Below are 12014 nucleotides of genomic sequence, written 5' to 3'. Positions count from 1 at the left end.
CGCATGGCCTATTTGTGTTAAAGACACACGAATATATTGAAGAAATTTCGTAATAAGCAAGTTATTGGGTGAAAAAATACGGTAAAAATGAGAAATTTCGGAATATTTTTTGGCAAATGATAAAATAGAGCAATTTTTGGTTTGAATCTTGCATATTGTTAAAATAAGTAGTAGCTTACTGCTATATAAACAGTGAATGCCATGCTCGGAGACTCTGAATTGAATATAGCGAAATTTCTTAAATATTTTCTGACAGGAAAAAAACAGATTGATTTTGTGCGTAAGTCAGAAAAATTCAGTGTCTTACCTAACAAACCTATAGATGCTGTTACACTGAATAAGATTCTGAAAGGAAATAAAAAGCCAAACGAGGACGACCTTCTTCGGATTGCCCAGGTTGTTCTCGATAAACCCGATGCCACTGTTCACGAACTGTGGCGGTTTGTTCAGAATTATGACATACCCGTAACCGAAGAAGGAACCCTGAACTTGATTAGCGGCTTCACAGGCTGGTCGGCCTTATTGATTAGTGCGCTCGACCTGACGAACGAAACGGGCCGTTCGCGCTGGCCTGCAGGTGTTCGGTTTGCCTTCTCCGGTAAAGAAAATGGCGAACCTAACTACCTGACGTATGATGATGACGATAGTTTGGAAACGCTAAAACAGTCGCTCGTTCGCTTCGATACCATATACATTGCCGAGGACCTGCAAAAACTGTATTTGAGCCATGCCGTCGACGGTTTCTGTATGCTGCGGAGTTCGTTTCAGAAAATGCCGTTCGATGACTTTGCCGAGCCGCCTATTCAAGTATCGCGGTTGGTGAGTGGGTATGGTACGCATTTATACGTGATTGGTAAAGGCGTAACGTCCTATGTTTCATCTGCCGATAAACCTGGCCTTTTCGGCATCATCGACCAGATCGAGCAACTTAACACTTTTATCAGATCGGGGCGGCCCGTGCGTCTGTATTATCTGAAAAATGCCACCATCGAGCGGCATCTCGAACAGTATCTGGCTTACCCTGACGTGGTCAATGTGGCTGATAAAATTCAGCAGACGAGCCAGTTACCATTAACCGGCGACAAATACACCAGCTTTCTGAGAACGGCCCGAGAAGTAATTCAAAAGGACGATGGCCTGCTTATTCTGGTAGCGTTTGAGCCAATTCTGAACCGAATTTATCACGACCTGCTCGACGACGACAGCTTTACCGAGCAGGAGCGGTCTGTCATTAACTACCGTTACGTGAACCTGGCTCAGTTGGTCAACGAGAAATCGACATACTGTCTATACTGCCGACCTGATTCGCTGCGTGACCCGGCTAAACTCATGAAAATAAATGAGTTACTGGCCCTTGTCAATACGCAGCCACGCCTGGACCGGCTAAACAGCATCCGGCTTACGGATTTGTTATTTCCGAAAGAGGAGGCCGCCGGTCATCCCGACATACCTCGATTCGAGCGGTGGAAACGGGTAGTTGAAACACTTCAGTTGCGTAACAACTCGCTGCCCATTCTTAATTTACTAACTCGGCAGATCATATAACCAGCAGTCTGTCAGGGGCTTACCAGATTCAGGCTTACGTTGACATACGGCACTGTTGGCATCGAGTTGGCGAATACGACAGTTTCGTTGGCAGTTGGGTTCTGTGTGCGAAACGCATCGAACCGCCAGTTGTAGCGAATACCGGCCTGAGCCGACAGCCAGATAAACCCGGCAATTTTTCGTTCGTAGGTGATACGCGGCTTCAGTTCGCCCCGGCGCAGGTAGAGGTCGGTGCCGGTCGGGCTGCCGAGGTAGTAGGCGTTGCCCTCAATTTCATAGCCCAGCATCAGCAGGCTGTTGGTGCCGAAGTTGCGCCGGAGGTTGGCGCGGGCGGGCAGAATGGCCTCAACGCCCCAGCGCGGGTTGAAGGTGCGGTTGTAGAACAGCACCGGAATATGTAGCACCTGACCGGCGCGGTAGGTGCGCGTAACGCCTAAACCCCACATCAGGTTGTCGTTTGGTTTCCAGCCGTAGATAGCCGTGCCGCTGTAGGTCATGCCCCGGCTGTCGAGTTCCGAAAAATTACGGTACGTACCGTTCAAATCGGCGTTGGCCTGAAGTAGCAGGAAGTGCTTAATATCAAGCGGCTTGAACACGGTCGCGTTCACGCCCGTTGAGCGCAGGCCCTGATTGAGTGCGCCAAACAGCCGCGATTGCTCGGGGTTAGCAATGCTGACGCCCGTATTCCAGTAGGTAAAACCAAGATTCAGAATGAAATTGGAACGTGAAATAACCGGCGTGTTCACACCCAGCCGCAAGCCGCCAAAGCGATTGACGGGCTGGGTTACGTCTGTCGGGCCTATCGGAAGGCTCGTTGACATATGATTACCATTCGATGTTAAGTCAAAGCCCGTTTGCGCTTCGTAGCCCACCGAAATCAGTTTGGTAGGACTGAGGTACAGCACTTTCTGCGTGGCAAATAGCTTGACTTTTTTATCGTCGGCATCGCCAAACTCATCAAAATTTAGTTCCTCGGCAGCGGGGGCGGCTTCTGCGGGCGAAGTCGTTGATTGTGGCACGGCGGCAGGCACCGGAGCCGTTTGGGCCAGAGAAGAGCCGGTTGCCAGCAGTGCGAGGAGAAGAATTGGTAGGGCTTTCATGAATTACGCCTTTTTTACCTGCCGTTTCCAGACATCGGTACGGCCAAACAGCGATACACCGATGAAGCCGCGTACTTCGAGCGTATTTTCGTCCACGAGCTTCATTTCGCAGGAGTAGTCGTTGCCTGATTTGGGTTCATAAATTTTCCCCTCTTCCCATTTGTTGTCGCCTTTCGCTACAAAATCGCGCAGGTTTTCCAGACCCTTCAGCGGGCGGCTGCGCAACTTTTCGTCGGGGTTATTTACATCGGTACGGGGAGTACCGTCGGGGTTGTTCGGCACTTTCAACCACACAATTTTGCCGAAATATTTATCGCCTTTTTTATAGATTTGAACCATGCCAGTTCCCTCTCCATTTTTCCAGACGCCAATAACTGAATCTGGATTGTTTTGTGCAGACAATACAAGAGGCAAAAACAATACGGCCAACAATAGCCACACGCGCAACGTTTTCATTAGTCAACGTATTTTTGATAGTTATACAAGCAATACAAAGGTAAGGTCTATTTTGTTTGATAGTATTACTATCCTTCCTGATTGTTTTTTTCAGGCAACTGTTTCGTTACTTTGAGCATCTTCTGTACAAACCTGTCGTATGCGCTTCAAGCTCACTGTATTTTTCACGCTACTTACAACATTGGGATTAGCCCAGACCGGCCTGCGCGGTACCGTTAAAAATAGCAAAGGCGATGCCATGCCTTATGCGGCCATTATTGTAAAAGGCACCTCGCAGGGAACCATCTCGAACGATGAAGGTCGGTATGAAATTGCGCTGCCATCGGGCCAATACACCATTGTGTTTCAATACCTTGGTTTTCAAACGCTGCAAAAATCAGTTGAGGTAGGCAGCGGTTTTCAGACGCTCGACGTGGTGCTGGAGGAGCAGGCTTTCCGGCTGGCTGAGGTGCAGGCGAAGGTTGGCAACGAAGATCCGGCCTACACCATTATGCGCCGGGCCATTGCCAAAAGTCGCTTTCATCAATTGCAGGTGCAGCAGTACACAGCCCGCAGCTACGGTAAGGCATCGTTCACCGTGCAGAAACTGCCTGCCGTTGCCAATCTATTTAAAAAACAATTGGCGGAAGCCGAGCGCGAAGCCAATTTTAAAGTGGGTCGCCCGATTCTGTATGAGAGCGTTGCTGAAATTTCGTTCCGGCAACCAAACAGCTATAACCGGCGTACTATTGCCGCCCGCAACTCGCAGTTCGATCAGGTGATTCCGAGTACGTTTTTTATCAGTTCGTTTTACTCGCCCAAGGTCGGTGGTAACGTGTCGCCCCTGTCGCCGAGCGCGTTTGCCTATTATAAATTTGAGTACGAAGGCACTTTCAGCGAGCCGGGTCCTGATGGGCAGCGGATTGAAATCAGCAAAATTCGGGTTATGCCGCGTTCGTGGGGCGAGGGCGTATTTCGCGGGGTTGTTTACATCATCGAGAATACCTGGGCATTACACAGCTTTCAACTGGAGTTTCGCAACAGCGGTGGAGCCACAACGACCACCAATGTACGCGGCACACTGTCGCCGGTTAAGGGTATCTGGATGCCGCTGAACCTGCGTTTCGACGTGAAGGGCGATTTCTTCGGGGCCGATTTTATTGCACAGGGCGTTATTAGTCAGACGTATAGCCGATTGGTTCCTAACCCGGCTTTTGTGGAAGATGTGCCGGTAATCGATGAAAAGAAAGAAAAGTCGGCCCCGGTGTTGAGCAAACGCGCCATTCAGGGACAGTCGTTTGAGCAGACCGTGAAAAAACAGAAGGAACTGACGACAAAAAATTTCAAACAACTCATTAAAGAATACGAGAAGCAGGAGTTTAAAGAACGCAAACGCCGGGGCGACGACGTGCAGGTAGTACGTAACGATTCATCGGCGGTTGATTCATTGGCCGGAAAACGCTCGGCGGCTTTCTGGGATTCGATCCGGGCCGTGCCGCTGACGACCGCCGAAAGCATCAGCTACGCTAAAAATGACAGCCTGCGGATTGTGCGCGAAGTGAAAATAAAAGCCGACAGTGTGAAGGGTAAGAAGAAAGATAAGTTCTCGGTTTCAGACTTTCTGCTATCGGGCGAATCGTTCAAACTGGCCCCGCGTACCCAGTTAGTCTGGACCAGTCCGCTGTCGAAAGTTGACTACAACACCGTCGAAGGGTATGCCATTGAGGCCAGTTTGCGGCTAAATCGCCGGGCCAGTAAAACCGATTCACTGAAGGCTCCGCGCATTTTTCAGGCCGGGCCGCGCTGGTATGTTGGTGCGGTAGGCCGTTATCAGTTTGGCCGTAACGAAATTGTAGGCTACGGGCAGGCAGGCATTCGGTTTACCAAAGGCAATCTGGAAGCATCGGGCGGGCGGTATTTTGTGCAGTTCAACCCCAACAACCCAATCAGCCCGCTACTCAACAGCTTTACAACCCTGCTGTTCGAGCAGAATTTTATGAAGCTTTACGCCAAAAATTTTGCCCGACTCCAGGGCGACGTGCGGACGTTAGGCGACCGATTAACCTTGCTGGGCAGCGTTGAAATTGCCCAGCGCAGCGAGGTAGCGAATTTCAAGGAAAACATAAGACCCTGGATCAACTGGACCAATCGGACATTTACGCCTAATTACCCGCTCAATGTCGAACTGCCCGTTAACGACGAAGCTGTGGTTCCGCCTGCCCGCGCCGTGAACATGCCCACGCACAATGCGCTCACGCTTGACCTGACGGCCCGGTTCAATCTGGGGCGCATTCGGTATCGCATCCGCAATGGCATCCGAACGCTCATTCCCGACGATGAAGCACCGGTAGTCACGCTCAATTACCGCACCGGTTCGGCCCGACAGCTTGCCGGGTCACCATTCCCGGTCCGAACGGTGAACTATGGTTTTGTACAGGCAGGTATTCGGCAGTCGCTTGAAACGGGCATTCGGAGCCGGTTGAGCTACGCCCTGAATGCTGGTACGTTCATCACGAATGACCAACTGTTTTTTCCTGATTTCAAGCATTTTGCGGGTAACGAATTCTGGTTTCAGCAGGGCGACCCGGTCACAACGTTCCGTATGTTGCCGTATTACCAGTTCAGCACGGCCAAGCGATTTGCCGAAGCGCACGTGCTGGGCGAGTTTCGCAAATTTGCGCTGACCCAAATCACCGTACTACGCCTGCTCGACCTGCGCGAGAATCTGTTTGTAAACTATCTGGCTACACCATCGTTAACAAATTATACCGAAGTGGGCTACGGTCTCAACGGTCTGATTCCGCAGGTGCTACCTTTTTTCAGGCTCGAAGTAATCGGGCAATTCCAGAATGGGCAGTATCAGGGCATCGGCTACCGCGTTGGCACCACGCTGAACTTTGGCAGATAGCTTTTAACCGCAAAGACGCAAAAGGCGCAAAAAAAACGCAGCGTTCTTAGCGTAGAGCTTAACGTCTTTGCGGTTTATAGACATTATGCAACGCCGAATCTTTCTTCAAACATCTCTGGTTGCGGCCAGCCTTAGTCGAATCAGTTTTGCAATGCCGACGGTTTTGCCGGAGCCAACGCCCCGAAAACTGCCACGCTGGCGGGGTTTTAACCTGCTCGAAAAGTTTGTGGCAGGCACGAGCGGTCCGGTTCCGGCGGGCGCGTATCAGGAGCGTGATTTTGAGATGATTGCCAACTGGGGCTTCAACTTTGTTCGGCTGCCGATGTCGTACCAATGCTGGGCCACCCCCGACCCGGCACACTGGACCGAACTCAACGAGAACGTGTTGAAAGAGGTTGATCAGGCTGTTGACTGGGGTAAGCAATACGGGCTGCACGTAAACCTGAACCTGCACCGAATTCCGGGCTACTGCGTGAATCCGCCCGCCGAGCCGCTCAATCTCTGGGCCGATGAGCGGGCACTCGAAGCCGCCGTTTTCCACTGGCGTCACCTTGCCGAACGCTACAAAGGTCGTCCCAATCGTGAAGTCAGCTTCGATCTTATCAATGAACCCAACACCGACGAAGCCAGCTACATTCGCGTGGTTCGGGCGTTGGTAGATGGCATTCGCGCAGTCGACTCTGGCCGACTGATTATTGCCGACGGGCTGCAATATGGCAACCAGCCGGTGTTTAAACTGGCCGACCTGCAACTGGGACAGAGTACGCGCGGCTATCTGCCAATGAACGTGAGTCATTACGGGGCATCGTGGGTGCCGATGTTGAAAGATGCGCCTGAACCTACCTGGCCTGCCCAGTGGATGAACGCCACCTGGAACGCCGAAACGCTTCGGAAAATCGCCATTCAGCCCTGGCAAAAGTTAGAGGCTACTGGCGTGGGCGTTCACGTAGGCGAGTGGGGCTGTTTCAACAAAACCCCGCACAGTGTGGCCCTGCGCTGGATGGAAGATCAGCTTAAACTCTGGAAAGAGACAGGCTGGGGCTGGTCGCTCTGGAACTTCCGGGGTTCGTTTGGCATCCTCAACAGCGACCGCGCCGATGTAAAGTATAAGCTGTATAAGGGAATGCAGTTAGATGAGATGATGCTGCGGTTGTTGCGGAAATACTGATAACACATTCATAATACCCACATAACACCCACGTCATAGCTGGTTTCTACCTTTGGCAAACCAACAGACGGACAATGAATCGTCGCGACGTTGTTAAACGCGTAGGAGCGGGCTTTGCAGCTCTCTCATCTCCCCACCTGATTTCGGCCTGCCCAGCCCCCGCTACTTCGCCCCGCCGGGCGTTGCGGATTGCCCACCTCACCGACGTACACATGCAGCCAATTATCGGAGCCGCTAAAGGTTTTGAGAAATGCCTGCACCATGTACAGAACCTGCCCGACAAACCCGACCTGATTATCAACGGGGGCGATGCCGTTATGGAAGCTCACGGGCGCGGGCAGGATAGTGTACGCCGACAGTGGCGGCTGTTTCAGGACGTGCTGCGTTCCGAAAATGCGCTGCCCATGCTGAGTTGCATTGGCAATCACGACATTTGGTGTCGCGAAGAAACCAAAGCTGCCTTCTGCGACGGTCGGCAGTGGGCCATGAATGAGTTGGCGATAGCCAAACGCTATTACAGTCTCGACAAAAATGGCTGGCATATCATCGTACTCGACAGTGTTCAGCCCAAAGCTGACGGAAGCTGGTACACGGCCCATCTCGATGAAGAACAATACCATTGGCTCGAAACCGATTTGACCGCCACGTCTGCCGAAACGCCGGTACTGATTATCTCGCACGTACCGATTTTAGCGGCCTGCGTATTTTTCGACGGGAAACGCTTCGAGGGTGAAAACTGGAACGTTCCGGCCCGCTGGATGCACAGCGATACCGTTCGGCTAACGAGTCTGTTCCACCGTCATCCAAATGTAAAAGCGGCCCTGAGCGGCCATATTCACCTTACCGACCGGGTCGATTACAACGGCGTATCGTACTACTGCAATGGAGCTGTGAGTGGAGCCTGGTGGTTTGGCAAGTATCACCACACAGCCGCCGGTTACGCCGTGGTCGATTTATTTGATGATGGCACGGTACGGAATGAGTACGCAGGGTATCAGAACCAGGATTAGCCATGATTTATTAGATTAAACAGGATTTATTTGGAACGCACCACGCCCAATCCTGTTTTAATCTGGTGAATCAGGGCTAATCCTGGTTCTGATGGTCCTGATGACTCTGAAAGATTTATTCTGCGCTTTCCCCCGCTCCGGTCGGGTCGAGTGGATTGGCGTTCGCCCGAAGCGCGACGAGCCGGTTACGGTTGTCGAAGCCGTAGCTGTTTCTGAGGAAAAGGGCCTTATTGGCGACCATTACAGCGGGCAGAGTGGCAACCGACACGTAACGCTGATTCAGGCCGAACATCTGCCCGTTGTGGCCGCCCTGACCGGTCGCGACGCCCTCGACCCGGCTTTACTACGCCGGAATATTGTGGTGTCGGGTATCAATCTCCTGGCATTGAAAGACCAGCAAATTCAACTTGGCGACGGGCCGGAAGCCGTAGTGCTGGAAATTACGGGCCAATGCCATCCCTGTTCAAAAATGGAGAAAACGCTCGGGCCGGGCGGCTACAACGCCATGCGCGGCCACGGCGGCATGACCGCACGGGTGATACGGGGCGGGGTACTGCGAGTAGGCACCCCCGTCGAAGCCGTGCATATTAAGCAGCAACCGGATGAGTAGGCTCAGGCTGGTCGTGGATAGCTTCCCGAAACGCTTCGATCCGGCTGCGGGCAACAAGCACGGGTTCTTCCAGCAGAGATACCCGTACAACCAATCCTCGTGCATTACCTTCTACCTTACGAATCTTCTCAAGATTGACGATATAGCTTCGGTGAGTACGCATAAAGCGGGTATAGGGCCTGAGTATATCGTCAACCTGGCCGATGGGCGCACGGAGCAACGTCTTCTCCAATTTGTCGCCTTTCTCGTGCCAGAACATAAAAACATAATTTCCCTGCGACTGAACCGCATAGAGATCATTGGGCAGTAGCCGAAGCATCTCGCGTTCATTTTCCAGAAAAACCAGGTGGCAGGGCAGGGCAGGAGCGGGCGTCTTAAACTGTATTCTGATCGGGTTTTCTAAAGGTGCTTCGTTAGAAATAACGGTAGTGTTCTCAAGTGCCTGAACCCGATTTGCCAATTGCCTGATGGAGGCTTGACTATATTTATAATAAGCGATGGCTGGTACAATGAAGCTCACAAAAGTGCTGGCAACGGCCCTCCAACTTGGTGATAGGTTGAAATACCAACTGGTAGCGAATGTCAGTGTACATAATACGGTACACAAAATAACCAGAAAAAAAAGCTGAAAAAACTGTACTTCTCTGGATAGAAAGGGGGAAATTCCGGATGTTTTACCCCGTATATTTTCCCAAAGTCCGAAGAAGAGAATACCGACGATAATAACTGAAACGAAGGCTATCAACATTTTAGCAATCAACAACAACACGTCTTTTAACAAACCGTTTGGGTTTGCATCGACAACGTGCAGTATGGTCATAAACAGGCCATTGCATAGTAGAGAGTATACGCTGGACATTGTAGCCCATCGCAACAGCATTTGGAAGGACCATGTCTGATTCAAGTACTTCCGTGTGGAGACAAACAGACGGACGCGGTGTAAAAAGTCTGGCACCATATGAAGAAAAATAGTGGCGGTACAAATATAAAAGCATATAAATCACAACCCATCAAACCAAAACCATACCACTTACTAAATAAATAAAATTGTGCAGAATTAAGCTCATTGGCTAATTTCCTATTCCTCCAGTAATATTCCCGTTCATCAAAAATTCTTCCCAAAAGCTTGCTATTTCTTCCTTAAAAAAATCCTTTTACTGGCTCTAAAGTAAGTTGGTATTCTAATTGATACTTGCTGAAAAAAAATACTGATCCGTTGGTATGTATCGGCCTGACAAGGGCAAAACAGCGGAATTAATTAATCAAACCATCAAAACCGATGAGACAGCTTTTACGAACGCACTGGCTCAAGTCTGTTACTTGTGCAAAGAGAGCCGCCTTTGGGTTGCTGTGCCAGTCTTCGCCACCCTTGAATACCTGCCGTGCAGTTGGGGAGCACGGCGCAGGTTCCACTACCCCAATCGAATTAACACTCCACATTTTACACACGTAATTCATGGAAATCATTGTATCTACTTTTAGGGTAACCAGTTTGCGCCAGAGCCGAAACGTGGGCAAGGCTCAAATGTTGCCATCGTGGAGCATAAACCAGCTACTATTGCTGGTTGCTTTCCTGTTAGGAATGGCTGCTCAGGGGTACGCCCAGATTTCAGGGGCTGTTTACCGAGATCTGAATGGAAACGGAACCCGTAATGAGACTGAGCCTGTTTTGCCCGGCGTTACTATAAACGCCTATAATTCGGCAGGAACGCTGTGTGGTTCAGCTATCTCAACAACCGTAACAACTAATACAGCTACTGCCAACTATACCTTGTCGGGTTGCGGCACTGGCCCTGTTCGAGTGGAGTTTGTGTTACCCTCACTAAACTCCGGCAACGAATGCGTACGTGAAGGGTTGGACTTTTCGGCTTTGGGTGGAGCCAATTATGGTTCGTCGGTGCAGTTTGTCAATGGAAACAGCACCAATGTCAATTTTGCCGTACACGACCCCAATGATTATAATAGGGGGCCTGACAACACCAACGTTTTTGTACCCTGCTATGTGAATGGAGACCCATTGGGTGGAGGTTTTGCCGGTACGCAGGACTGGTTTGTTAGCTATCCTTATTCGTACTCGGGTATAACACTGGCACCCACTAAGAAAATGGGTGGTACAGTCATCGGTGCTGTATGGGGGCTGGCTTACAGCAAACAGGCCCAAAAGATTTTTTCGTCGGCTTTTTTGAAACGACACGTGGGACTGGGGCAACTCGGCACTGGGGGCATTTACATGATTGATCCTAATGCGTTTACGGCACAACCTTTTTTTGATCTGGATGTGAGTGGCTACCGCACACGTGCCGATGCCAGTGCGCCCGCTTATGGTAAAGGTTCAAGTTACTCTTTAGTAATAGAGGCAGGCTATGCTGTAGGCGTAACTTACTTGGGTAGTGTTGATCCTGTTTCCGGGCTACCTGCCGGGGCAGGGGTAGTCGGAACCAACGTACAACGTGGCCTGCCCGCTTCGGGTGGCTATGTACCCAACTATGACCCGGCTGTTTTTGATCAGGCTGGTAAAGTTGGTCTGGGCGATATTGACATAAGTGATGATGGTAAGTTTCTGTTTGTCACGAATTTGTACTCCCGCAAACTTATCAGGATGGAATTAGACGATGTCCGCAATCCACAGGCTGTGATTGCTGTAGAATCGTATGACCTGCCTGCAATTAATTGCAACAACGGATTTTTGCGACCCTGGGCGTTGAAGTACCATAGAGGCAAACTGTATGTAGGGGCACTTTGCACAGGCGAAAACAATGGTAAGAATATTGTCAATGGAGCCAGTGACATGAATGCTTACGTTTTTGAGCTGACCGATCCCACTGGAGCAGCTACGTTTAATCCTACGCCCACGTTGGAGTACCCACTCAATTTCCAAAAAGGAGGAGTTATCGACGATCTGGATAGGCAGTGGTTTCCCTGGATCAACACAATCAGCGGCTGGAATTATAGATTTAACTTAATGCATCCACAACCCATTCTGTCAGACATTGAGTTTTCTGACCGAGGGGATATGATCCTGGGATTCACAGATCGCTCAGGCAACCAGATGGGGCATAATAATTATAAACTTCTGGACACCCATGGCGATCTGATTGACCATAGTACTGGGGGGATATGCAAATCGCTGGGTTTAACTGCGCTACAAATAGGTTTGAGATTGAAAATAACGGCCATATTCGGTCGTCTAACGGTGTAGTCTATGCAGGCCCCTTATTCTATCCAGGGTATAGTGGCG

9 protein-coding genes are annotated in these 12014 nt (G+C 50.6%); 6 read left to right on the top strand and 3 right to left on the bottom strand.

What is annotated here, in order from left to right; all coding sequences use genetic code 11:
• The first annotated feature begins 276 nt into the window (after positions 1 to 276).
• Complete coding sequence (locus AWR27_RS14400) at positions 277 to 1545, top strand: hypothetical protein (protein WP_157579219.1); 1269 nt, start codon at positions 277 to 279, stop codon at positions 1543 to 1545.
• A gap of 11 nt (positions 1546 to 1556) precedes the next feature.
• Here AWR27_RS14400 and AWR27_RS14395 read toward each other — a convergent pair whose 3' ends face one another.
• Positions 1557 to 2645 (bottom strand): DUF6268 family outer membrane beta-barrel protein, encoded by a 1089-nt coding sequence (locus tag AWR27_RS14395; protein ID WP_232325836.1) that lies wholly within the window; start codon positions 2643 to 2645, stop codon positions 1557 to 1559.
• 3 nt (positions 2646 to 2648) lie between these two features.
• Positions 2649 to 3101: a DUF2147 domain-containing protein gene (locus AWR27_RS14390; RefSeq protein WP_077131808.1), complete on the bottom strand. Its 453-nt coding sequence runs from the start codon at positions 3099 to 3101 to the stop codon at positions 2649 to 2651.
• A 139-nt stretch (positions 3102 to 3240) separates the two neighbouring features.
• Between AWR27_RS14390 and AWR27_RS14385 the strand changes: the two genes are divergently transcribed.
• From AWR27_RS14385 to AWR27_RS14370, 4 genes are all read left to right on the top strand, one after another.
• A complete protein-coding gene (locus AWR27_RS14385) occupies positions 3241 to 5988 on the top strand; it encodes a DUF5686 and carboxypeptidase regulatory-like domain-containing protein (protein ID WP_077131807.1) in 2748 nt (915 codons plus the stop codon).
• 151 nt (positions 5989 to 6139) lie between these two features.
• Positions 6140 to 7156, top strand: coding sequence for a glycoside hydrolase family 5 protein (locus AWR27_RS14380; protein WP_077133999.1), 1017 nt, complete (start codon positions 6140 to 6142; stop codon positions 7154 to 7156).
• Positions 7157 to 7230: 74 nt separating this feature from the next.
• On the top strand, positions 7231 to 8166 hold the full coding sequence (locus AWR27_RS14375; RefSeq protein ID WP_077131806.1) for a metallophosphoesterase family protein: 936 nt from the start codon (positions 7231 to 7233) through the stop codon (positions 8164 to 8166).
• A gap of 97 nt (positions 8167 to 8263) precedes the next feature.
• Complete coding sequence (locus AWR27_RS14370; RefSeq protein ID WP_157579325.1) at positions 8264 to 8776, top strand: MOSC domain-containing protein; 513 nt, start codon at positions 8264 to 8266, stop codon at positions 8774 to 8776.
• On the opposite strand, the gene AWR27_RS14365 is transcribed toward AWR27_RS14370, so the two are convergent.
• Positions 8754 to 9596 carry a LytR/AlgR family response regulator transcription factor gene (locus AWR27_RS14365; RefSeq protein ID WP_198045006.1) on the bottom strand — a complete coding sequence of 281 codons (843 nt, stop codon included), beginning with the start codon at positions 9594 to 9596 and terminating at the stop codon, positions 8754 to 8756. The genes AWR27_RS14370 and AWR27_RS14365 overlap by 23 nt on opposite strands.
• A gap of 636 nt (positions 9597 to 10232) precedes the next feature.
• Here AWR27_RS14365 and AWR27_RS14360 point away from each other — a divergent pair.
• Positions 10233 to 11975, top strand: a complete 1743-nt coding sequence (locus tag AWR27_RS14360) for a hypothetical protein (protein ID WP_157579218.1) — start codon at positions 10233 to 10235, stop codon at positions 11973 to 11975.
• Positions 11976 to 12014: the final 39 nt, after the last annotated feature.

Origin of the sequence: Spirosoma montaniterrae (assembly GCF_001988955.1) — a bacterium.
In the GTDB taxonomy this organism is placed as follows: domain Bacteria; phylum Bacteroidota; class Bacteroidia; order Cytophagales; family Spirosomataceae; genus Spirosoma; species Spirosoma montaniterrae.
Note: the sequence above shows the minus strand (reverse complement) of the source record. Positions and strands in the feature narration are given on the sequence as shown.

What these genes read in the sequence shown, in the direction of transcription:
- AWR27_RS14390 (WP_077131808.1), bottom strand. Translation starts at nt 3,101, where the DNA reads ATGAAAACGTTGCGCGTGTGGCTATTGTTGGCCGTATTGTTTTTGCCT.
- AWR27_RS14385 (WP_077131807.1), top strand. Translation starts at nt 3,241, where the DNA reads ATGCGCTTCAAGCTCACTGTATTTTTCACGCTACTTACAACATTGGGA.
- AWR27_RS14360 (WP_157579218.1), top strand. Translation starts at nt 10,233, where the DNA reads ATGGAAATCATTGTATCTACTTTTAGGGTAACCAGTTTGCGCCAGAGC.
- AWR27_RS14395 (WP_232325836.1), bottom strand. Translation starts at nt 2,645, where the DNA reads ATGAAAGCCCTACCAATTCTTCTCCTCGCACTGCTGGCAACCGGCTCT.
- AWR27_RS14380 (WP_077133999.1), top strand. Translation starts at nt 6,140, where the DNA reads ATGCCGACGGTTTTGCCGGAGCCAACGCCCCGAAAACTGCCACGCTGG.
- AWR27_RS14375 (WP_077131806.1), top strand. Translation starts at nt 7,231, where the DNA reads ATGAATCGTCGCGACGTTGTTAAACGCGTAGGAGCGGGCTTTGCAGCT.
- AWR27_RS14365 (WP_198045006.1), bottom strand. Translation starts at nt 9,596, where the DNA reads ATGACCATACTGCACGTTGTCGATGCAAACCCAAACGGTTTGTTAAAA.